The 21,666-nt window shown below is 64.3% G+C and carries 19 protein-coding genes and 1 tRNA gene; 8 read left to right on the top strand and 12 right to left on the bottom strand.

Features of this window, described 5'->3' with window-relative positions; genetic code table 11:
• Positions 1-13: 13 nt before the first annotated feature.
• The 12 genes from E2A64_RS00490 to rplU all read right to left on the bottom strand — a co-directional run bounded on the left by E2A64_RS00490 (position 14) and on the right by rplU (position 11,510).
• Positions 14-1,237 carry a divergent polysaccharide deacetylase family protein gene (locus E2A64_RS00490; RefSeq protein ID WP_133282496.1) on the bottom strand — a complete coding sequence of 408 codons (1,224 nt, stop codon included), beginning with the start codon at positions 1,235-1,237 and terminating at the stop codon, positions 14-16.
• Positions 1,238-1,388: 151 nt separating this feature from the next.
• Positions 1,389-2,711 carry a S41 family peptidase gene (locus E2A64_RS00485; protein WP_133282495.1) on the bottom strand — a complete coding sequence of 441 codons (1,323 nt, stop codon included), beginning with the start codon at positions 2,709-2,711 and terminating at the stop codon, positions 1,389-1,391.
• Positions 2,701-4,143 carry a murein hydrolase activator EnvC family protein gene (locus E2A64_RS00480; protein WP_244598100.1) on the bottom strand — a complete coding sequence of 481 codons (1,443 nt, stop codon included), beginning with the start codon at positions 4,141-4,143 and terminating at the stop codon, positions 2,701-2,703. The genes E2A64_RS00485 and E2A64_RS00480 overlap by 11 nt, the downstream gene beginning before the upstream one ends.
• An 80-nt stretch (positions 4,144-4,223) precedes the next feature.
• Positions 4,224-4,706 (bottom strand): 23S rRNA (pseudouridine(1915)-N(3))-methyltransferase RlmH, encoded by a 483-nt coding sequence (gene rlmH / locus E2A64_RS00475; protein WP_133282494.1) that lies wholly within the window; start codon positions 4,704-4,706, stop codon positions 4,224-4,226.
• 99 nt (positions 4,707-4,805) lie between these two features.
• On the bottom strand, positions 4,806-5,297 hold the full coding sequence (gene rsfS / locus E2A64_RS00470) for a ribosome silencing factor (protein WP_133282493.1): 492 nt from the start codon (positions 5,295-5,297) through the stop codon (positions 4,806-4,808).
• 97 nt (positions 5,298-5,394) lie between these two features.
• Complete coding sequence (locus tag E2A64_RS00465) at positions 5,395-6,021, bottom strand: nicotinate-nucleotide adenylyltransferase (protein WP_133284187.1); 627 nt, start codon at positions 6,019-6,021, stop codon at positions 5,395-5,397.
• A gap of 43 nt (positions 6,022-6,064) precedes the next feature.
• The gene (locus E2A64_RS00460; RefSeq protein WP_174235734.1) at positions 6,065-7,348 is read right to left on the bottom strand and encodes a glutamate-5-semialdehyde dehydrogenase; all 1,284 of its coding nucleotides are present in this window, start codon (positions 7,346-7,348) and stop codon (positions 6,065-6,067) included.
• 111 nt (positions 7,349-7,459) lie between these two features.
• Positions 7,460-8,599 (bottom strand): glutamate 5-kinase, encoded by a 1,140-nt coding sequence (proB, locus tag E2A64_RS00455; RefSeq protein WP_133282492.1) that lies wholly within the window; start codon positions 8,597-8,599, stop codon positions 7,460-7,462.
• Between the two features lie 5 nt (positions 8,600-8,604).
• Positions 8,605-9,648 carry a GTPase ObgE gene (obgE, locus tag E2A64_RS00450; protein ID WP_133282491.1) on the bottom strand — a complete coding sequence of 348 codons (1,044 nt, stop codon included), beginning with the start codon at positions 9,646-9,648 and terminating at the stop codon, positions 8,605-8,607.
• Between the two features lie 157 nt (positions 9,649-9,805).
• Complete coding sequence (locus E2A64_RS00445; RefSeq protein WP_133282490.1) at positions 9,806-10,438, bottom strand: GNAT family N-acetyltransferase; 633 nt, start codon at positions 10,436-10,438, stop codon at positions 9,806-9,808.
• Between the two features lie 130 nt (positions 10,439-10,568).
• Complete coding sequence (gene rpmA, locus E2A64_RS00440; protein WP_133282489.1) at positions 10,569-10,838, bottom strand: 50S ribosomal protein L27; 270 nt, start codon at positions 10,836-10,838, stop codon at positions 10,569-10,571.
• Between the two features lie 60 nt (positions 10,839-10,898).
• The gene (gene rplU / locus E2A64_RS00435; protein WP_133282488.1) at positions 10,899-11,510 is read right to left on the bottom strand and encodes a 50S ribosomal protein L21; all 612 of its coding nucleotides are present in this window, start codon (positions 11,508-11,510) and stop codon (positions 10,899-10,901) included.
• A gap of 382 nt (positions 11,511-11,892) precedes the next feature.
• On the opposite strand from rplU, the gene E2A64_RS00430 reads away from it, so the two are divergent.
• The 8 genes from E2A64_RS00430 to E2A64_RS00395 all read left to right on the top strand — a co-directional run bounded on the left by E2A64_RS00430 (position 11,893) and on the right by E2A64_RS00395 (position 21,651).
• Positions 11,893-11,982 (top strand) — tRNA-Ser (locus tag E2A64_RS00430).
• A gap of 612 nt (positions 11,983-12,594) precedes the next feature.
• Positions 12,595-13,053 (top strand): helix-turn-helix domain-containing protein, encoded by a 459-nt coding sequence (locus tag E2A64_RS00425; protein WP_133282487.1) that lies wholly within the window; start codon positions 12,595-12,597, stop codon positions 13,051-13,053.
• 151 nt (positions 13,054-13,204) lie between these two features.
• Positions 13,205-15,403, top strand: coding sequence for a TonB-dependent siderophore receptor (locus E2A64_RS00420; protein WP_133282486.1), 2,199 nt, complete (start codon positions 13,205-13,207; stop codon positions 15,401-15,403).
• A gap of 6 nt (positions 15,404-15,409) precedes the next feature.
• On the top strand, positions 15,410-16,228 hold the full coding sequence (locus tag E2A64_RS00415; protein WP_133282485.1) for an ABC transporter ATP-binding protein: 819 nt from the start codon (positions 15,410-15,412) through the stop codon (positions 16,226-16,228).
• Between the two features lie 9 nt (positions 16,229-16,237).
• Entirely contained in the window at positions 16,238-17,119 is an 882-nt protein-coding gene (locus E2A64_RS00410) for an ABC transporter substrate-binding protein (RefSeq protein ID WP_133282484.1), read from the top strand.
• The gene (gene fhuB, locus E2A64_RS00405; RefSeq protein ID WP_133282483.1) at positions 17,116-19,077 is read left to right on the top strand and encodes a Fe(3+)-hydroxamate ABC transporter permease FhuB; all 1,962 of its coding nucleotides are present in this window, start codon (positions 17,116-17,118) and stop codon (positions 19,075-19,077) included. The genes E2A64_RS00410 and fhuB overlap by 4 nt, the downstream gene beginning before the upstream one ends.
• A 48-nt stretch (positions 19,078-19,125) precedes the next feature.
• On the top strand, positions 19,126-20,832 hold the full coding sequence (locus E2A64_RS00400) for an ABC transporter ATP-binding protein (protein WP_133282482.1): 1,707 nt from the start codon (positions 19,126-19,128) through the stop codon (positions 20,830-20,832).
• A gap of 3 nt (positions 20,833-20,835) precedes the next feature.
• Entirely contained in the window at positions 20,836-21,651 is an 816-nt protein-coding gene (locus E2A64_RS00395; RefSeq protein WP_133282481.1) for a ferric iron reductase, read from the top strand.
• Positions 21,652-21,666 lie beyond the last annotated feature (15 nt).

The raw sequence follows: 21,666 nt of genomic DNA, 5'->3' as shown, positions 1-21,666 counted from the left end.
TCGGTTCCTTGGTCTATCGTTCCGGATCGTCGGCGACGGCGGCGACGCCCACGAACTCTATGCCGCGGGCCTTGGCCTCGTTGGCCCAGGCCGCGATGGCATCGACCGAAACCTCGAAAGCAGATGCAACGCCGATTGCCTTGCCGTTGCGGCGGGCAATGCGCTCCAGGTCATCGAGCTTTCCCAGAATGTAGCCTCGCTCCTGCGTGCCGTCGAGGATGATGTCGGAGGCGGCGAAGGGAATGCCGAAGGCGCGCGAGTACTGATCGGTCAGCGACTGCGCGGAGGAGCCGTCGTCGAGAAACATGATGCCGCGTTTGGCGATGTCCCGCATCACCGGCTCCAGGGCATCGGGATCGGCGAGAAACCGTCCACCCATGAAATTGGTAATGCCGGTATAGTTGGTGATCTCCCCCATGGCGGCATGAAGATCGGCAATGTTCTTCTCCGCGCCGGCCTCGACGGTCAGCGTGCCGCGGCCGGGATCGTTGCGCGGATAGTCGAAAGGTTCGAACGGCACCTGCAGCATGATCTCGCGACCGTCGCGGCGGGCCTCCTGCATCCAGCGCTGCAGACTGTTGCCATTGGCCGCAAACGCCACGGTGACTTCCGTGGGAAGTTTCTGCAGCGCGTATTGGGTGCCGGTCTGGCTCAGTCCCAGACCACCCACGAGGATCGCAATTCGTGTGCCGCGCGCGCCTGACCAGGGTTTTGCGTAGATATCGAAGGCCCGTTCACCCGAGGCGCCGATGACCGGCAATTCTCCGTCGGGCGTTTCCTCGGTAACGGCAGGGTCCGGCAGGTGAGCAAGGCGCGGGTCCTGGCCGACCCGATCGGGTGGGGACAGCAGAACCGCACCGGGCTGGTCGCGTGTCGCAGGCGTGAATTTGGTGATCGTGCCGCCATTCTCGTCGAGGCTGGTGGTTATGTTGGCGCCCGAATGCCCGGACTGGCTTTGCATGCCGCTGCCGGGCGGAGACCCCGATGCCTTGTCTCCGTCGAAGATCTCGATATCGTCGGTCTCGCGGGTGTCGTCGGCTTCGATCTGCGCCACCGCGACGTCTGTCGGCTGTTGAGTTGGGGCGGGTATCTGGCTTTGCCAGGCGACGAATGCACCGCCGCCGAACACCAGAAGGACCGCAAGCGAGATTGCAATTGCCTTGCCATGGCCTCGGGGGCCGCGCTTGCCGGCCGGCGGCCGGTTCTTCCCCAGTGGATGATGAATGTCCGTGCTCAAGGTCCCGCCAACCGATTCGCGTTATCCCGGCCATTGAATCAATCCGCGCCGATGCAGGCAAGCCCGAACAGCGGCGCGTCGCAAGCCATGAAAATGCCGGCCGCCTGACGGCGACCGGCCCGATTTCAATCCACCCTGGAAGGGGCGGGGATCAGTTCTTGTTCTCTGCGGTTTCCGGGCTCGGGGGGAAGGCCGCATTGGTGGTTTCGCCACGGATCAGCTTGAGTGCCTCGCCGAGCTGGACGTCGTCCTTCGGATCCGGCGGAACATAGGCGATCGAGCCCGAACCTTCGTCATCCTCGTTCTCGCCCTGGATGTGACCACGCAGCTTGGATTCGCCCGAGCTTGCCATCCGGCCGCGCAATTCTTCCGGCACCGGTTCCTCGATCTCGATATCCGGCTTGATGCCGGTACCCTGGATGGAGGTGCCCGACGGCGTGTAGTAGAGCGCCGTGGTCAGCCGCAGCGCGGTCGTTTCATCGAGCGGGATGATGGTCTGGACCGAGCCCTTGCCGAAGGAGCGGGTGCCGAGCACCGTGGCACGGTGATGATCCTGCAGGGCGCCGGCCACGATCTCGGAGGCCGAGGCGGAGCCGCCATTGACCAGAACGATCATCGGCTTGCCGTCGACCAGATCCCCGTCGCGGGCGTTGAAGCGACGGGTTTCCTCCGGGTTGCGCCCACGGGTGGAAACGATCTCGCCCTGGTTCAGGAAGGCGTCGGAGACGCTGATGGCCTGATCCAGAAGGCCGCCCGGGTTGAGGCGCAGGTCGAGCACGAAGCCCTTGAGCTTGTCCTCGCCGATCTCGTCCTTGAGCGTCGAGATGGCATTCTCCAGGTCGCCATAGGTCTTCTCGGTGAAGGAGATCACGCGGAGATAGCCGACATCGCCCTCGGCGCGGAACTTCACGGCCTTCACGGAAATGATGTCGCGTGTGACCTTGATCTTGATCGGCGCATCGGCGCCATCACGCAGGATGGTCAGCTCGATGGCGGTGTTGACCGGTCCGCGCATCTTGTCGACGGCATCGGACAGGCTGAGGCCGCGCACCGGCTCGCCGTCGATCTCCGAAATGAAGTCGCCCGAGAGAACGCCGGCACGCGCGGCTGGAGTATCGTCGATGGGCGCGACGACCTTCACGAGTTCGTCTTCCATGGTGACTTCGATGCCGAGGCCGCCGAACTCGCCGCGCGTCTGCGTGCGCATGTCGGTGGCCGCTTCCTGGTTGAGGTAGCTCGAATGCGGATCGAGCGAGGTCAGCATGCCGTTGATGGCTGCCTCGACCAGCTCCTCCTCTTTCGGCGGGGTGACATACTGGGCGCGAACGCGCTCGAACACATTGCCGAAGATCGCCAGTTGGCGGTAGGTCTCGCTGCCGGCCGCTTCAGCCGAGCCGCTATAGGCCTGAAGCGTTCCCAGCGCCGTCGCACCCATGAGGGCGCCAACGGCCATGTAGGTCACCTTACGTATCATTGCTCGCCCTTCCTTGAGACGCACCATCTCTCCACCAGGGACGTGGATCGACAGCTTTTCCGTCTTTTCTGAATTCAATGTAAAGCGTCGGCTTGTCGGTTGCCAGTGTCAATGCGGCTGCTCCCGCCATTCGCGTCGGCCCCATGGTGGCCACAGGTTCGCCGGCAAGGACGAATTGTCCCTCGGCGACCGAAATTCGATCGAGTCCGGCAAGGACGAGATGGTACTTGTCCCCGGCATCGATAATCAGTGTCTGGCCGTAAGAGCGGAAGCCGCCTGCAAAGACGACCCAGCCATCCACCGGTGCCGAAACCGTTGAACCCTGGCCGGTGGCGACGAGTTCGCCACTCAAGCCATGTCCGCTTCCATCGGCTGCGCCGAAATAGCGGAGCGTTTCGCCCCTGACGGGATAATACAGCGTTCCTTTGAGCGCCGAAAATGCATATGCGGGCGCAATGCGGTTTTTCTCGGGCAGTTTGGCAAGCGCGAGCTTGTGGGCGCGTTCAAGCTGCTCGGCAATGCGCTGCTTGCGCTCTTCCTCGGCGCGCCTCGCCGCAAGTGCTGCCTCGCGCTGACGGGTGATTTCGGCTTCCAGCGACGCGATCACGCTCTCGAGTTCGCCGGACCTTTCGGCCAGCGAAGCGGCGCGCTTGCGCTCGAGTTCGAGGCGGCGCTCGCTTTCCTCCTGCAGTTCCAGCTTTTCGGTGACCAGAGCAGCCAGCCGTTCGCTTTCCCTGTCGTTGTCCTCGAGCGCCGCGGCGAGTTCGGTCCGTTCGGTGGCGATGGACTTGCGCAATCGCGCCAGCTCGTCGAGATCGCGCACCAGGGCGTCGGTCTCCGAGCGGATTTCGGGCACCACAGCACCCAGGAGGATGGCGCTGCGCACCGAGGACAGCGCGTCATCGGGAGAAATCAGCAGGGCAGGGGGGGGATCGCGACCGATTCGCTGCAGGCCGGCCAGGACCTCGGCCAGGACCGCGCGGCGATCGATCAGCGAGCGGCGCAACACAATCTGGCGCTGGTTCAGCGCAGTGAGACGTTCCTGGCCATCGGCAACGCGGCGGTCGAGTTCGGTACGGCGCGCGGTCGTCTTCTGCAGCGAGGATTCCAGTTCCTCCTGCTCGTCTTTCAGTCCGGCCAGATCGCTCTCGAGTGATTCGAGCGCCTTCTGCGCGGCCTCGGCATCGGTCGCCGCAGCCCTGAGTTCCGTGAGGTTTTCGTCGCGCTGTTCGAGGAGCTTCCGCTCCTCCGGGGTCAGCGCATCGGCATCTGCGGGTACGGCCGCTTCGGCCTGAACCGGATCTTCCGTCCCTTTCTCCGTGGCGCCCAGCGGGAGGGCGGCCGTGCCGACCGTCAGCCCGAGCGTCAACGCCGCAATCATGCGCGGAGAGGCAGATGCAAGAACCTTGAGGGACGGGAGGCCGGAGTTCATGAGCAACCCTTAGCTGATTTGCAACTCAATCACCATGAACCTTTCCGTAAGCTGAAACGAAAAGGGGAAGGCCCTCGTGTTCATGAGCGATGATAGGGGTGGCCGGAAAGAATCGTGACCGCGCGGTAGAGCTGTTCGGCGAGCATGATGCGCACCAGCTGGTGCGGCCAGGTCATGCGACCGAAGGAGATGGTAAGGTCGGCACGGCGCAGAAGCGCCTTGTCGAAACCGTCGGGGCCGCCGATCGCGAGCACGATGTCGCGCTGGCCCTCATCACGGATCTGACCCAGCCGTCCGGCGAACTCGACCGAATCAAGCGTCTTGCCGCGCTCGTCGAGCAGAACGAGAAACGCGCCCTTCGGCATGTTCCTCTCAAGCTCGGCGGCCTCGTCGGATTTTCGCTGGTCGGGTGCCTGGGCACGGCTTTCGGTGAGTTCAATCGTGCGGGCGAATTCGATGCCGATCGCCGGTCCGGCCTTGGCCAACCGGTCGATGTAGCGGGCCGCAAGCTCCGCCTCCTGGCCGGCCTTGAGCCGGCCCGTCGCAATGAAAGTCACACGCATGTCGCAACCCGGTCAGTCAGTCAAAATTTCTCATCGGGCGACCGGGGCCGCCCGGACCATGGAGGTTACGACCACGTTCCGCCTTAGCGGGTCAAGCGGTCAGTGCAGCTTTTCGCCATCGATATCCGGGGTCTGCCACATCTTCTCGATGTTGTAGAAATCCCGGATTTCCGGACGAAACACGTGAATGATCACGTCACCCGCATCGATGAGAACCCAGTCACCGGCTTCCAGGCCCTCGACCTGGGGGGCGCCGAAACCGGCATTCTTGAGATCGCGAATGAGGTGATCGCACATCGCCGACACATGACGATTGGACCGGCCCGACGCGACCACCATGTGATCGCCGAGTGCCGATTTGCCCGCAATGTCGATGTGGACGATGTCTTCTGCCTTTGAGTCCGCGAGGCTTTCGCGAACGAGCTCGAGTTGACGGAGTGCTGCCATTGCGCCGCTATCCGCAACCGGTGAGAAATTGCCTTCGGCATTTCCCTTCTGATGTGCTGTCCTCAGTGTCGTTCCTTTCGATTTTCGAACAGACAGGATGCGGCCAACGACATCACTTGCAGCCGCATGGTTAAAGATAGGCATGCATGTGTTAACTTTTCAAGACGTCCGGCCAGGCCGATTTCGGCCGTGAGCGGCCCGCGGCCGCAGACGCACGCCACGCACGCTTCAAAAATATCGGTCAGGGCATCTTGTCCGTCTCGGGCTTCTTGCCCTGAGTGCGCGATGCGCGGGCTTTCCTGATGGCTGTCGATGACAGGGTGGACCGGGGGCCGTGAATGAAGGTCCAGGCCGGTGCGTGTGCGGTCGGCAACCGCCGCGCGTCGCTCTCGTCCAGGCGATGGCGGGAGAAGACCTTGGCCATCGGCGCCGACAGGTAGGAAAGTGTCGAACCGGGTCTGTCGATAACCGCGATCGGGAAGGTCTGCGCGATCCCGCGCCAGTCCTGCCAGCGATGGAAGCTCGCCAGATTATCGGCGCCCATCACCCAGACGAAATGAATGCCGGGATTGTGCCGCTTGAGAAAGTCGAGCGTCTCGGCGGTGTAGCGCAATCCGTAGACGGCCTCGAAGGCCGTCACCTTGACGCGCGGATCCTCGACCATCGAGTTGGAGGCGGTGACGCGCGCCTCCAGCGCTTCGAGGTCGGAATGATCCTTGAGCGGATTGCCCGGCGATACCATCCACCAGATCTGGTCGAGGCCGAGACGGCGGAGCGCAATCTCGGAAACCAGCACATGGCCGGCATGGGGCGGATTGAAGGAGCCGCCGAACAGGCCGACCTTCATCCCGCGCTCGACGTGAGGCATGCGCAGATAGGGAGCCGGATAGGACGCGCGGAAAACGTTCAAGTCACGGCCTGGTCTGCCCGCTGCCGCGGACGCGATACTTGAAGGAGGTCAGCTGCTCCACGCCCACGGGGCCGCGTGCGTGCATCTTGCCGGTGGCGATGCCGATCTCGGCTCCCATGCCGAATTCGCCGCCATCGGCGAACTGGGTCGAGGCATTGTGCAGCAGGATTGCCGAATCGATCTCGTTGAAGAACCTCTCGACGACCGTGGCATCCTCGGCGATCACCGCCTCGGTATGGTTGGACGAGTAGCGGCCGATATGGGCCAAGGCGCCGTCGATACCGTCCACTTCGCGGGCGGAGATGACGGCGTCGAGATATTCCGTCGACCAGTCGGCCTCTTCGGCGGGCCTGACGTCCGGGGACAGCGCCTGAACGGCCTCGTCGCCGCGGACCTCACAGTGGGCCGCGATCAAATCGGCGACGAGCGCCCGCTTGGTGGCCATGTCGAGTGCGCGGTCGAGCAGCAGCGTCTCCGCAGCGCCACAGATGCCGGTGCGGCGCATCTTGGAATTGACGATCAGCCTGCGTGCCATGTCGGGATCGGCCGACTTGTCGACATAGACGTGGCAAAGGCCCTCGAGATGGGCGAACACCGGAACGCGCGCCTCGCTCTGGACGCGGGCAACGAGGCTCTTTCCGCCGCGCGGCACGATGACATCGACAGTGCCGCCGAGCCCCTTGAGCATTTCACCGACGGCGGCCCGGTCGGTGACCGGCACAACCTGAATGGCCTCGGCGGGCAGGCCCGCGGATTTCAGCCCCTCGACGAGGCAGGCGTGAATTGCACGGGTTGATGCAATCGAATCCGAGCCGCCGCGCAGGATCACCGCATTGCCGGCCTTCAGGCACAGGGCGCCGGCGTCCGCTGTCACGTTGGGACGGCTTTCATAGATGACGCCGATAACGCCGAGCGGCGTGCGAACGCGCTCGATCTGGAGGCCGTTGGGGCGATCCCACGCGGCGATCACGTCGCCGACGGGATCCTGCAGCGCCGCCACTTCGCGAATGCCGTTGGCGACACCGGCGATGCGGTCCGCGTCGAGCCTGAGGCGATCCTTGAGCGCAGGCGAAAGGTCGGCTTCCTCGGCGCGTCCCATGTCCTTGGCATTGGCCTCGAGGATCTTGGCGGCATTGGTCTCGATGGCTTCGGCCATGGCAAGAAGGGCCGCGTTCTTGGTCTCGGTCGAGGCAATTGCGAGTGGCTTGGCAGCGGCACGCGCATTGCGGCCGATCTCGGCCATCAGCGTTTCGACGTCTACCACGGTATCTGCCTTGTCCGGCATTGGGCCACTCCCAGAATTGTGCGGGTCCCGAAGGGGACCTGTTACATACGCAATAGGCGGTTAGGGGTAAAGCCGCGCGGAGCGAGCCGCCTGATTGCGCGCGCGAGCGGATCAGCCGCGCGGTCGCGGGCCGGTGATGACGAGATCGTCGCGGTGGATCATGGCGGCGCGTCCGGGATAGCCGAGCAAGGTTTCGATCTCCGCGGACTTGCGGCCGGTGATGCGACCGGCTTCCTCGCTGTCATAGCCGCAGATACCGCGTGCGATCTCGCGGCCCTCCGCCGTCATGACAGCGACCGTGTCACCGCGATGGAAGTCGCCCTGGCAGGCCGTGACGCCCGCCGGAAGCAGGCTTTTGCCGGCATGGAGCGCGCGCTCGGCGCCCGCGTCGATGACCAGGCGGCCGGCGGGCTCGAGCTGGCCCGCAATCCAAGTCTTGCGCGCGGTGACGGGCGTACCCGACGGCGCGAACCATGACGAGCGGCCGCCGGTATCGATGAGCGATAGCGCATGGTCCGGCTTGCCGGAGGCGATGATCATTGCGCAACCGGCACCGGTCGCGATCCGGCCGGCATCGATCTTGGTCTTCATGCCGCCGCGGGAGAGTTCTGATCCCGCACCGCCGGCCATCGCCTCGATCTCGGGCGTGATGGCGGGAATTTCGGAGAGAAATTCGGCGTCGGGATTTGTGGCAGGCGGCGCGGTATAAAGCCCGTCGATATCGGAGAGCAGCACGAGAAGGTCGGCGCCTGTCATGGTGGCGACGCGGGCCGCCAGCCGGTCATTGTCGCCATAGCGGATCTCGGTGGTGGCCACCGTGTCGTTCTCATTGATGACGGGAACAGCACCCCGGCGCGACAATTCGCCGATCGTGGCGCGCGCGTTGAGATAACGTCTGCGCTCCTCGGTATCGGAGAGCGTCAGCAGGATCTGTCCCGCGACGATGCCGTGGCGGGAGAGATTGTCGGCCCAGGCCTGCGCCAGCGCGATCTGCCCGACGGCGGCGGCCGCCTGGCTTTCCTCGAGCTTCAGCGCGGTGGAGGGCAGCCCGAGCACGGTTCGGCCCATGGCGATGGCGCCGGAGGAGACGACCAGCACATCGGCGCCGTTGGTCTTCAACGCGGCGATATCCGCGCACAAGGCTTCAAGCCAGGCGGTCTTGAGGCCCGTGGCTCGATCGACGAGCAACGCCGAGCCGATCTTGATGACGATCCGCTTGTGGGCGGAGAGGGGTTTGCGGCGCGCCGTCATCGTGGTCAGTCGCTTCCGGATACGGCGCCGGTATTTCCGGCCTTCTCGGCCTCTGCCGCCTTGTCGGAATCGATGACCTCGCGCAGCGCCCGCAACAGCCCAGTCATACCCTCTCCGGATACGGCGGAGATTTCGTGCGGTGTCTGGCCGGTCGCCTTCTTCAGCGCCTTGACCTTCTCGCGGCGGGTTTCGGGGTCGAGCACGTCGACCTGGGACAGCGCCACCACTTCGGGCTTGTCGGTGATGCCATGGCCATAGGCCTCAAGCTCGTGACGCACGGTCCTGTAGGCCTTGGCGACATCCTCCTCGACGGAGGAGACCAGATGGCAGAGCACGCGGGTGCGCTCGACATGGCCGAGGAAGCGGTCCCCGATGCCGACGCCTTCATGCGCGCCCTCGATGAGGCCCGGGATATCGGCGAGAATGAACTCGCGGCCATCGATGGTGGCAACGCCGAGATTGGGATGGAGCGTGGTGAAGGGATAGTTGGCGATCTTCGGGCGTGCACGGGTGACGGTCGCCAGGAAGGTCGACTTGCCGGCATTGGGCAGACCCACGAGGCCGCCGTCGGCGATCAGCTTCAGGCGCAGCCAGATGGTCTTTTCCTGCCCCTCCTGACCGGGATTGGCATGACGCGGCGCCTGGTTGGTGGAGGACTTGAAGTGGGTGTTGCCGAAGCCGCCATTACCGCCGGTTGCCAGGCGATAGCGGTCTCCGACATTGACGAGATCGCAAATCAGCGTCTCGCGGTCTTCCTCGAACACCTGCGTGCCGGCGGGGACCTTGAGGGTCACGCTGTCGCCGCCCGCGCCCGTGCGGTTGCGGCCCATGCCGTGCATGCCGGTCTTGGCCTTGAAATGCTGCTGATAGCGATAGTCGATCAGCGTGTTGAGGCCTTCCACGGCCTCTATCCAGACATCGCCGCCACGGCCGCCATCGCCGCCGTCGGGACCACCGAACTCGACAAACTTCTCGCGCCGGAACGAGACAGAGCCCGCGCCGCCATCGCCGGAACGAATGTAGACCTTGGCTTCGTCGAGAAATTTCATCGTGTTCGGTCCTGTCTTTCTGCCGGCGGGTCTCGATCATCAAGCCCCGCCGGGCGCATCGATAGCGGCACATGGAGCCGCGGTCAAAGTCAAAGCGCGGAGGCATGCTCCGGCTTCATGCGAAAACCGGCCGGATCTGTGCCCGGCCGGTGGATTGTCAGCGCCGCGCCGGGCTGGCATGCCAGCTCAGAAGCGAGGCCCAGGTCTTGCGGTCGAGCCGGAACCGTTCCGCGGCGACCGAGGCATTGAGCGCCATGACGTGGATCATGTCGGTGCCCTGGAACTGGAAGCCGGACTTCTGCAGGACGCGGCGCGAGCCTGCATTCGTCACCCGGCAGGCGCCGTCGATATGATCGATCTCGGTCGACTTGAAGGCCATGTCGACCAGCGCGTGGACTGCTTCCGTCGCATAGCCGCCACCCCAGTAGGGCTGGCCGACCCAGTAACCTATCTCGAGGCCGTTGGGACGGTCGCCCTCATGCAGGGCGCAACAGCCCACGAAGGTTCCGGTATCGGCTTCCGCCATCGCATAGACGCTATTACCGTTCCCGCGGGTCGCCGTTTTTCGGACGAACTCGGCGGCATCTTCCCGTGTGTAGGGATGCGGCATGCGCGATACCATGGTGGCGATGGCCGGGTTGTTGGCGAGAAGGGTAATGGCGTCGATGTCCTCGACATGGGGCGCTCTCAGAACGAGCCGTTCGGTCAGCAAGACCGGACAGTCTATTCTCAACCGTTCATCGCTGGGAGGCTGAGGCCTCCGTGAGGGCAATTGCTGTATCATCGTCATTCTCCTTTGGCTGGATGAAAGAAAAAGGGAGGCGGGACCTTCGTCCCACCTCCCGTATCTCTTTTCCGGAGAATGCCGATTTTTAAGCCGGCCGGTCGATGAGACGCCGGCCCGCTTTGTCGGATCGGCTTTATTCTGCGGCTTCCGCGGTCTCCATCACGGAGACGTAAGTGCGGCCATTGGCCTTCTTGCGGAATGCCACGGTGCCCGGTTTGGTCGCAAAAATGGTGTGATCCTTGCCGAGACCGACATTGGTGCCCGGGTGCCACTTGGTGCCGCGCTGACGCACGAGAATGTTGCCGGCGAGAACCTGCTCGCCGCCAAACTTCTTCACGCCAAGACGCTTGGATTCGGAATCGCGACCGTTACGCGAGGAACCGCCAGCTTTTTTGTGTGCCATGGGTCTGCTCCTTTTTCGTCCCTACGGACGGAAACTTTGCCGGATGGGCCGGCCGGTTGATTACTTCGCGAGATCGGCGGCCTGGGCGCGCCAGTCGGTGATCTGGTCGGCGCTGAACGGCAGGTCGGCGTCGATCTTTGCGATTTCGTCGTCGCTGAGAGCGGCGAGCTTGGCGAAGGTGTCGATGCCGTGGTCGGCGAGCTGGCCGGCTGCGACCGGGCCGATGCCCTTGACCTTGGTCAGATCGTCACCCTTGTCGGCCTTGGCCTTCGCCGGCTTCTTTTCGGCGGCCGGCTTCTCGGCAGCCTTGTCCTCGGTCTTGGCCGGCTTTGCAGCGGCCTTCTTCGAGGGCTTGGCGCCACCGGTCAGGATGTCGGTGATCTTCAGCGTGGTCTGGTGCTGACGATGACCGCGGATGCGCTTCGAGTTCTGGCGGCGGCGCTTCTTGAAGGCGATGACCTTGCGGGCGCGGCCCTGGTCGACGACTTCGGCGACAACCATGGCGCCTTCGACGAAGGGTGCGCCGATGGTGGCGGATTCGCCTTCGCCGACCATGAGAACTTCGGTGAATTCAACGGATGCACCGGCGTCGCCTTCAAGGCGCTCGACGGTGAGGACGTCATTGGCGGCAACGCGGTACTGCTTGCCACCGGTCTTGATGACTGCGAACATCGTTTTTCCTTTCGTGTTCAGTCCGGCTCTGAATGTCGTCCGGAAGTCCGGAGCGCCAAACGGCCGTCTTTTTGCCAGTCTGGATACCAATCGGGGCGATCGGGCCCCGGGTGAAAGTCCCTGTCCCTTCATCGTGCCGCCTGCCGCATTTCCGGGGAAGGGCGTGGCACACGCGCGGGGAACAAAAACAAACGGCGCGGAAAGGCTCCACGCCGCCTGCCGGGTCCGATACAAAAGGTTCAGTCCCAAGTCAAGCTTTTACAGGGCTTCCGGGCGCGCAAGCGTGCATTTTCGTGCTTCGCCATGAAAATTGTGCCTTGTGTTCCAAATCATCCGCCGTTATGGAGTGCGCCGATCGCGCCAAGCGATGACCACGCGACGCGGAGAGGTGGCTGAGTGGTCGAAAGCACCGCATTCGAAATGCGGCGTACGGGCGACCGTACCGTGGGTTCGAATCCCACCCTCTCCGCCATACTTCTCCTTCCCTTTACAGTCACACGTTGCTTGCCTGCCGTGCTTCCGCGTCTTGCCGTCGCGTGAGAGGCGGACGGACGAAGCATCGGTTCATGGCTGAGGCTATCAATTTTTAACCTGACAATCCAACTCAACTTATGTATGACGCTGCGCGGGTGGAATAATTGCAGCGGCTTATGAGTTGGAGTGCCCGTGAAGATCAGGCCGTTCGGACCCAGGATGACAAGCGAGATTACCGGCATCACGCCGCTGTGCGATCTCCGGTTCCGTGCCCGTGAGGCCTTCGTCGCCGATATATGGGATGTGGCCTGCACGGAAGGTGCGGGCGGATCCTATGTCTCTCCCGATCCCCGGCTCTTCATTCCGCTGGCGCTGGAAGGCGAAGGCTCGCTCGACATTTTCGACGAGGGTGGCGCGCTCGCCGCCCGGCACGAGCGGGCGATGACGGTGAGCTATGTTCCCGCCGGCCATCATCAAACGGCGAAGGTGACTGGCGCACTCACGCGCATGAAGCATCTCGACATTCACCTGAGCGAGGCGGCGTTTCGGCAAGGCGCTGAGCAGGGAGGCCGTCAACCGGCCACGTTTCCGGCTGGAAGATCCCGCCCTGGTGGCGCTGGCGTCACTGATCGCGAGGGAGATCGAGAGCGACCAGCCTTTTCACGAGCGGCATCTGGACGGGCTGGTGGACGGTTTCCTCACACTCCTCTTCGATATCCGGCTCGAACCGGAGCGCCGGCGGCCGGCGCTGTCGGAGGCGCAGCTGCGTCAGGCCATGGCCTATATCGACGCCCATTGCCTGGAGACGATACGGCTGTCGGATCTCGCCGGCGAGGTGGGGCTGTCGGAAACCTATTTCAGCCATGCCTTCAAGGCCGCGGCGGGCGTCTCGCCGCATCGCTGGGTGATGCAGGAGCGGGTCCGGCGGGCGCAGACGCTGTTGCGCGAGGGCGATCAGCCGGTGAGCTGGGTCGCGGCGCAATGCGGGTTTGCCGATCAGGCCCATTTCAGCCGGGTGTTCCGGTCCGTCACCGGCATGACGCCTGGTGCCTGGAAGCGGGAGCAATGACATTTTTGCATCATTGTTGCGCCGGAAATGCCGTTTTGCGCCAAGAATCGTCAAACCCGTCAAGAATGTTCAATCCGGGCCGGAAAAGTTGAGTTACGCGGTCACCTTTGACGGCGGCTGTGCGCCGCGCGCCTATCGACCGGGGGTCTTCATGTCATTTTCACTTCGTCATCATCGGCTGCTGACGTGCAGCGTCGCCATTCTCGCGCTCGCCGCTAGCGCCGCCAACTCGGCTCATGCCCAGAACGCGACGCAGCTCGAGCAGATCACCGTGGAGGGTGGTGGCGCGGTCGACGGCGCGGGCGGCACCGGCATCGAGCCGGTCGCGGGTGTCGTCGCGAAATCGACGCGCACAGGTTCGAAGACAGCAATGCCGATCACCGAAATCCCGCAGTCGGTCTCCGTCATTGGACGCGAGGAAATCGACGATCAGGGTGCGCAGAAGGCCGACGAGGCGCTGCGCTACACGTCCGGCGTCTTCACCCAGCCCTTCGGCGACGACAGCGACATGAACTGGATGTATATCCGCGGCTTCGACGCGACCCAGACCGGGGTCTATCTCGACGGCCTGCAAAGCTATTCCTACGCCTTCGGCAGCTTCTTCATCGATACCTGGAACCTCGAGCGCATTGAGGTTCTCAAGGGTGCGGCTTCGGTTCTCTACGGCGGTTCGAACCCGGGAGGCGTGATCAATTATGTCAGCAAACACGCCGAATTCGAGCGTATCCGCCAGGTCGAGACAGGCATCAATGATGCGGGCACCGGCTATGTCGCCTTCGATATCGGGGACGCGTTGTCGGACACGCTGGCCTATCGCGTCACCGGCAAGGTGATGGGTGGCGACGGCTACACGGACTATCAGGACGGCTGGCGCGGCTTCATCGCGCCGACCATCACCATCGAGCCGGATGCCGGAACCAGCCTGTCCATCAGCGCCAACTACACGCATTTCGACGAGAGCCACAGCGGCGGCTCGTTCCTGCCCTATGAGGGAACGGTGACCGATCGCATCGTCGGCGGCGTGAACCATGGCCGGATCGATCCGGATTCCAATTTCAGCGAGCCGGATATCGATGCCTATGAGCGCGAACAGGCCTCGATCGGCTACGAATTCTCGCACACTTTCGACAATGACGTGACCTTCAACTCGTCGGCACGTGCCATTCGCGCCGACATCTACGAGCATAATGTCTATGCCAACGGCTGGTCGACGATCGGCGGCGACACCGATCTGGCGCGGGTCAACTTCGCCCACGATTCGACGTCCACCGCCGTCCTGATGGACAACAACATCGAATGGAAGACAGATCTCGGCCCGGTCGAGCACAGCTTCCTGCTGGGGGCGGACTACAAGTACTACAATATCGACCAGGTGCAGTCTTCCGGCCTCTTCGATCCCTCCTACGACAATCCGATCGACGCGTTCGATCCTGTCCATGGCGGGCCGCTGACGCCACTCGCCTCCTATCTCAGCCAGGACCTGACGCTCGATCAGGTCGGCGTCTACGCGCAGGACCAGATGCGCTTCGGCGATGGCTGGATACTGACCGCCAATGCACGCTACGACTATGCCTGGCTCTCGGTCGACAACCGCGAAACCTTCTACGGCACCGGCGCGGATTATGATTATTCCGTCGACAGCGTTTCCGGCCGCATCGGTCTTGCCTATGAGTTCGATAACGGCCTGACGCCCTATGTCAGTGCAGCCACCTTCTTCAATCCGCTTATCGGCACAGACGACAATGGCGATCCCTTCAAGCCGGAAGAGGGCGAACAGTTCGAGGCCGGCATCAAATATGCGCCCGACTTCATCGACGGCCTCTTCACGGTGTCCGTTTTCGATCTGACGCGTCGCAATGTTCCATCCTATGTGACCACCTTCACCCAGATGCAGGTCGGCGAAATCCGCTCGCGCGGCGTGGAAGCCGAAGCCAAGGTCAACGTTACCGAGGATCTCAAGCTCACCGCTGCGATCACGGCCTACGACGTCGACATTACGGCCGATGACGATGCATCTCTGATCGGCAAGACGCCTTACGTCGTGCCGGAAGTCATGGCCTCGGCATGGGTCGACTACACGCTGCGGTCGAATGACTGGTATGACGGCGTGACGCTGGGCGCGGGCCTGCGCTATGTCGGCTCCTCATGGGCGGACAACGCCAACACGCTGAAGGTGCCGGACGTGACGCTGGTCGACTTCAAGGTCGGCTACGAGAAGGACGACTGGGGTGTCGATCTCAACGTCACCAATGCGTTTGACGAGACCTATGTCTCGGCCTGCCAGGGCGAGAATGTCTGCTCCTATGGTGAAGGTCGCGCGTTCAAGCTGAGGGCCTATTCGAAATGGTGAGGTTCCGTGACTGACGCCACGCAGGCACAAGACGGGGTTCAAACCCAAGGCGAAACGCTCTTCGATCTGAAGGGCGTTTCGTTTTGCGTCGGCGGCTCGGAAATCCTGGCCGCGCTCGATCTGCAACTGACAGCCGGGCGGATGACGGGGATCATCGGGCCGAACGGTTCGGGCAAGAGCTCGCTCATCAAGCTGCTGGCGCGCCAGCAGGTGCCGAGCAGCGGAGAGATTGCCTTTCTCGGCCAGCCGCTTTCGGCCCGTTCCAATCGCGATCTCGCCTGCCGGCTTGCCTACATGCCGCAGTTCACCCCCTCGGCGGAAGGCATGACGGTGCGCGAACTGGTGGAACTCGGCCGCTTTCCCTGGCGCGGTGCGCTGGGCCGCATGGACAAGACCGATGCGGCAAAGGTCGCCGAAGCGATCCGCCGCACCGGGCTTGAGGCCTTTGCGGATCGTCTCGTGGACAGTCTGTCGGGTGGCGAGCGGCAACGCTGCTGGCTGGCGATGATGCTGGCGCAGGACGCGAAATGCCTGCTGCTCGACGAGCCGACCTCGGCGCTCGATCTCGCCCATCAGGCCGACATGCTGAAACTGGTGAGCGATCTCACCCGCGAAGGAACTCTCAGCGCCGTCGTCGTGCTTCACGACATCAACATGGCCGCGCGCTATTGCGACGAGATCATCGCGGTCAAGCGCGGCAGGGTCGCGGCACGCGGAACGCCTGCCGAGATCGTGACCACCGAAACCCTCGCCGAACTCTACGACCTGCCGATGGGCGTGATGCCCCATCCTGCAACCGGCCAGCCGCTGGGCTACGTGCTCTAGGGGATGGCGATGATCGGCAGACGTGCTTTTCTTCATGCCGCAATGGCCGGGTCCGTGTTCGGCATGGCGGGCATTCGTCCGGCCATGGCGGCGCCTCAGAAGCGGGTCGCGGTGATCGACTGGGCTCATCTGGAAACCTGCCTGGCGCTTGGCGTGACGCCTGTCGCCGGCAGCGAGCTCAGGCAATACCGCAGGATCGTCGGCGAGCCGAAGATGCCCGAAACGGTCGCCGATCTCGGTCTTCGCGGCACGCCGAATCTCGAAATGCTCCGGCTCGTCGCGCCCGATCTCACGGTCATCTCGCAGTTCTACGACTATCAGCGCCCGGTGCTCGAAGCGATCTCGCCGGTGTTGTCGCTCAAGAGCTATGAAGCGGGTACGGCGCCCTACGGACTTCTCGAACGGTCGACGATGGCGCTCGGCGAGGCGCTGGATGCGCGGGCTGCGGCAGACGGCTTCGTCGCTCGCGTCGCACGCAATATCGGGGCTGCGCGGCAAGCGCTCGGCTCGTTCGCGGCTCGTCCCGTCTATGTGATCAGTCTCGGAGATGCGCGACATTTCCGGGCCTTCGGCGCGGATTCGCTGATGGGAGACGTGCTGGTCCGGCTCGGCTTCGAGAACGCCTGGCGCGACGATACCAGCTACAGTGCAGCAGCCCCCATCGGGCTCGAGGCACTGGCGGATGTGCGCGACGCCGGCATCGTGGTGATCGAGCCGCTGCCGGCCGAAGCGGGGCGCGGCCTGCCTGACAATGCGCTTTGGAATGCGTTGCCGCCGGTCAAGGACGGACGGGTTTCGATCCTGCCGCCGATCAATCATTTCGGTGGCCTGCCGTCAGCCGAGCGTTTTGCCGGGCTGCTTGCCGATGCCGTGAAGGGCTGGTCGGCATGAGGCGGTCCGCCACACTCTTGTGGGCGTGTCTTGCCGTCCTCGCCGCCATTCTCTTCGCGCTGCGGATCGATGCCGCCTGGCCCGGCGTCGTGATGGCCGACGAACTCGACCGCGTGATCCTGTTTCAAACGGTGCTGCCGCGGGCTGCCGTCGCCATTCTGGCAGGCGCGGCGCTGGGACTCTCGGGACTGCTTCTGCAGCGGGTTCTCCGCAATGCGCTCGCCGAACCCTCGACGCTCGGCATTTCCGCCGGGGCGCAGCTGGCGATGGCGCTGGCGACGCTTTTCCTTCCCGGCCTGATGGCAGTCTCGCCGCAGATCGTGGCGTTCGCCGGCGGGGCGCTCGCCGTCTCTCTCTGCCTGCTTCTGACCTGGCGGCGCGGTCTCGAGCCGGTTTCGGTGGTGCTTGCCGGCATGATGGTGGCGCTGACGGCGACCTCCGCCAGCGCGGCCCTCATCCTGGCGAACGGCGATTATCTCTTTTCGCTCTTCATCTGGGGCGGAGGGTCGCTCACCCAGCAGAGCTGGCAGCCGGCGCTCTCCATCCTGCCGGTTCTGGCGATCGGCTTTGTCGCCTCGCTACTGCTCCTGCGCCCGCTGACCATTCTCGGGCTCGACGACCAGACGGCGAAGAGCCTGGGGCTCGCGGTCAATGCGGGTAGGCTTGCCATTCTGGCGCTTGCCGTGTGGCTTGCAACGACGGTGGTCGCGGAAGTCGGCGTCATCGGTTTCATCGGTCTCGCGGCACCGGCGCTGGCCGGCCTGTCGGGTGCGCGAACGCTCGGCGAAAAACTGTTTGCCGCGCCGCTCATCGGGGCGATCCTTCTCTGGACGACCGACGGGCTGGTCCAGCTCTTCGCCGATGGAGGCGGGGAGCGCATCCCGACGGGGGCCGCAACGGCGCTTCTGGGCGGGCCGCTATTGCTCTGGCTTCTTCCGCGGCTCCGGATGATGGAATGGCCTTCGCTGGGGCGGACCGCAAGCCTCGGCCGTCGCGCCAGGCGACCCCTGGCGCTCGCCCTGACGATCGCGCTTGGCGGTTTCGTCATCGCCCTCCTGGCACTGGTCATCGGCAAGGGGCCGGACGGCTGGATGGTCGCCCATGGCACGCTTCTTTCAGATCTCGCGGGTTGGCGCTGGCCGCGCATCCTCGTTGCCGCGAGCGCGGGCGCGATGCTGGCCGGCGCGGGCGTGATGGTGCAGCGGCTGACGGGCAATCCGCTCGCAAGCCCGGAGGTGCTCGGCGTTGGTTCGGGCGCCGGCGCGGGCCTCGCCGGGCTGTTTGCATTCAATGCCGCCGCCGGCATGCCGCTCCAGTTCGTCGCCGCTTCGGCCGGCGCGCTGGGCGCTCTGCTTCTGATCCTCGCCGTCTCGGCACGGGCGAAGTTCGGGCCCGAGCGCCTGCTTCTGGGCGGAATAGCGGTGGGGGCCGCCTGCGGCGCGATCATCACCGCGGTCATCGCGCTCGGCACGATGCAGTCCTATACCCTCCTGAGCTGGCTGACCGGATCGACCGCCCAGACCGGGGGCGATCATGCCGTGGCGGCCCTGATCGCGGCGATCGTCCTCCTCTGCCCTGCCATGCTGACGGTACGCTGGCTCGACATTCTGCAGCTCGGTACGCCGGTGGCCGCAAGTCTCGGCGTGCCCCTCGGCCGGGCGCGGCTGTCCGTCGTGGTGCTCGCGGCGCTGATGACCGCAATCGCCTCGCTCTATGTCGGTCCCCTGAGTTTCGTCGGCCTGATCGCTCCGCATCTGGCGCGGCTGATGGGTTTGACGCGCAGCGGACACCAGCTTGCCGGTGCGGTGGCGCTGGGGGCCGGTCTCCTCGTCCTGTCGGATTGGCTCGCGCGCACGCTCATTTTCCCCTACCAACTGCCGGTGGGTCTATTGGCCTCGCTCATCGGCGGGCCGTATCTCGTCTATCTTCTGTCGCGCGGGGTTCCCTCCCGTGCCTGACAGCCTCTGCAATGCGATGCCGCTTTTCGCGGCACGGAGACTATCTGAATGATGCGTCGGTTCTTCTCGTATTACGGCCAGTGGAAAGGCCTGTTCGTTCTCGATTTTTCCTGCGCCATTCTCGCGGGCCTCCTCGAGCTCGGCTTTCCAGTGGCGGTCAAGTGGTTCGTCGACGACCTGCTGCCCTCGCAGGAATGGGGCCTGATCATCTTTGCGGCGGTGGCGCTGCTTACCGTCTATGCGGTCAATACCGGGCTGATGGCGGTGGTGGTCTATTGGGGTCACATGCTCGGGATCAACATCGAGACCGAGATGCGCCGCAAGGCTTTCGACCACCTCCAGAAGCTCTCCTTTCGCTTCTATGACGAGAACAAGACCGGCCATCTTCTTGCGCGCGTCACCAAGGATCTCGAAGAGATCGGCGAAGTGGCCCATCACGGGCCGGAAGATCTCTTCATCGCGGTCATGACATTGATCGGCGCCTTCGCGTTGATGCTCTGGATCCATCCGCCGCTGGCGCTGATCACGGCCCTGATCGTGCCGTTCATGGTCTGGCTTACCACCCGCTACGGCGGACGGATGACGCAGAACTGGCGGTCGCTCTACAGCCGGGTCGGCGATTTCAACGTGCGGCTCGAGGAGAACATCGGCGGCATGCGCGTGGTGCAGGCATTCGCCAACGAGGAATTCGAGCGCGAGCTCTTCGCCCAAGACAACAATCGCTACCGCTCAACCAAGCTTGCCGCCTACCGGATCATGGCCGCGAGCACGTCGCTGTCCTACATGTCGCTGCGGCTGACCCAGATCGTGGTGATGGTGTCGGGTGCCTATTTCGTGCTCCAGGACAGCTTGACGGCCGGCGGCTTCATCGGCTTCCTGCTGCTCGTCAACGTGTTCATCCGTCCGATCGAGAAGATCAATTCGGTCATCGAGACCTATCCGAAAGGGATCGCCGGCTTCCAGCGCTATGTCGCGCTTCTGGACACCGAGCCCGATGTCGCCGACCGGCCGGACGCCCGGCAGGCAGCCCCCTTCAAGGGCAACATCTCCTATCGTGGCGTGGGATTCGGCTATTCCGGAGCGATCCGGGTGCTTGACGGCGTCGACGTCGACATAAGGGCCGGCGAGACGGTGGCCTTTGTCGGCCCCTCCGGCGCGGGCAAGACCACGCTCTGCTCGCTGCTGCCGCGCTTCTATGACGTCGATGAAGGCTCGATCACCATCGACGGCACCGATATCCGCGACGTGACGCTGGCCTCGCTGCGGGCGCAGATCGGCATCGTGCAGCAGGACGTGTTCCTGTTCGGCGGCACGATCCGCGAGAACATCGCCTATGGCCGGCTCGATGCGAGCGAGGCGGATATCGTGGAAGCAGCACGCCGGGCGCGTCTGGACAATGTGATTGCCGGGCTTCCCGCGGGTCTCGACACGATTATCGGCGAGCGCGGCGTACGGCTGTCGGGCGGGCAGAAGCAGCGTCTGTCCATTGCACGCATCTTTCTCAAGAACCCGCCGATCCTCATCCTCGACGAGGCGACATCGTCGCTCGACACCCAGACCGAGCGCGAGATCCAGCAATCGCTCTCCGAGCTGGCCGAAGGACGCACGACGCTCGTCATCGCGCACCGGCTGGCGACCATCCGCAATGCCGACCGGATCATCGTGATCGACAGTTCGGGTATTGCCGAGGAAGGCCCGCATGGCGAACTCATGCAGCGCGGCGGCATCTACTCGCAGCTTCACGCCGAAGGGTGAGGCATGGCGTGCGCCCGCACCACTCTCCGGACGGCACTTCGGGAGCTTTCGGCATCATGGCCGAAGCCCCGGCTTTCCTGCGGAGCGCCAGGTGAGGACGGGCGCACCGCGGCAGATCTGTTTGCCGACCGGGACTGGCTGAACCGGCTTCTCGCGGCGCAGACGCGGATTACCCCGGGTCTGGATGCGAAGGCGCAGGCCGCCTATCTCGCGAGCTACTACGCCACGACGATCGCCACGGCGGGGGCCGGGCTTCTGGTCGGATACGGCATGGTGCCGGATCTGTCGCCGGACAGGATCGTGCTTTCCATCGATCCGGCCCGCGACGAGCTTGCCTTTCAGGATATCGCCGTGCGGTTTCCCGCAAACCCTGTCGCGGCGGATGGCGGGGATATGGCCGGCGCCTTCCGCCAGCAGGTCGAGGCACATTTCCGGCCGCTGGTCGTTGCGCTCAACCGGATCACCGGCTTGCCGCGCCAGGCGCTGTGGCGCCTTGTCGGAGATGCGCTCGGGTCTGCCTTTCTGGATGCGGGAGAAAAGCTCGATGCGCTCGACGAGGCTGCTGAGACCGGTCTCGCCGTGCTCAAGGAGCCGGGGTCGCCGCTCTTCAATTGCCAGCTTCACTATTTCGAGGTCTCAGTCGTTCGGCCCGATGACGTGCCGGCTACCCGCAAGGTTTTGGCGCGTGGAGGCTGCTGTCGTCTCTATACCGCCCCGGGCGGTGCGCTATGCGCCAGTTGCGTGCTGCAGAAACCCGGCGACCGCGAAAGGCTCGCCGGGGAGGCCTTGCGACGGGAACTGGTGGCGGGAGGGGCCTGAAACCCATCGCCTGGC

The organism is Pseudohoeflea suaedae (assembly GCF_004354915.1).
Classification (GTDB): domain Bacteria; phylum Pseudomonadota; class Alphaproteobacteria; order Rhizobiales; family Rhizobiaceae; genus Pseudohoeflea; species Pseudohoeflea suaedae.
Note: the sequence above shows the minus strand (reverse complement) of the source record. Positions and strands in the feature narration are given on the sequence as shown.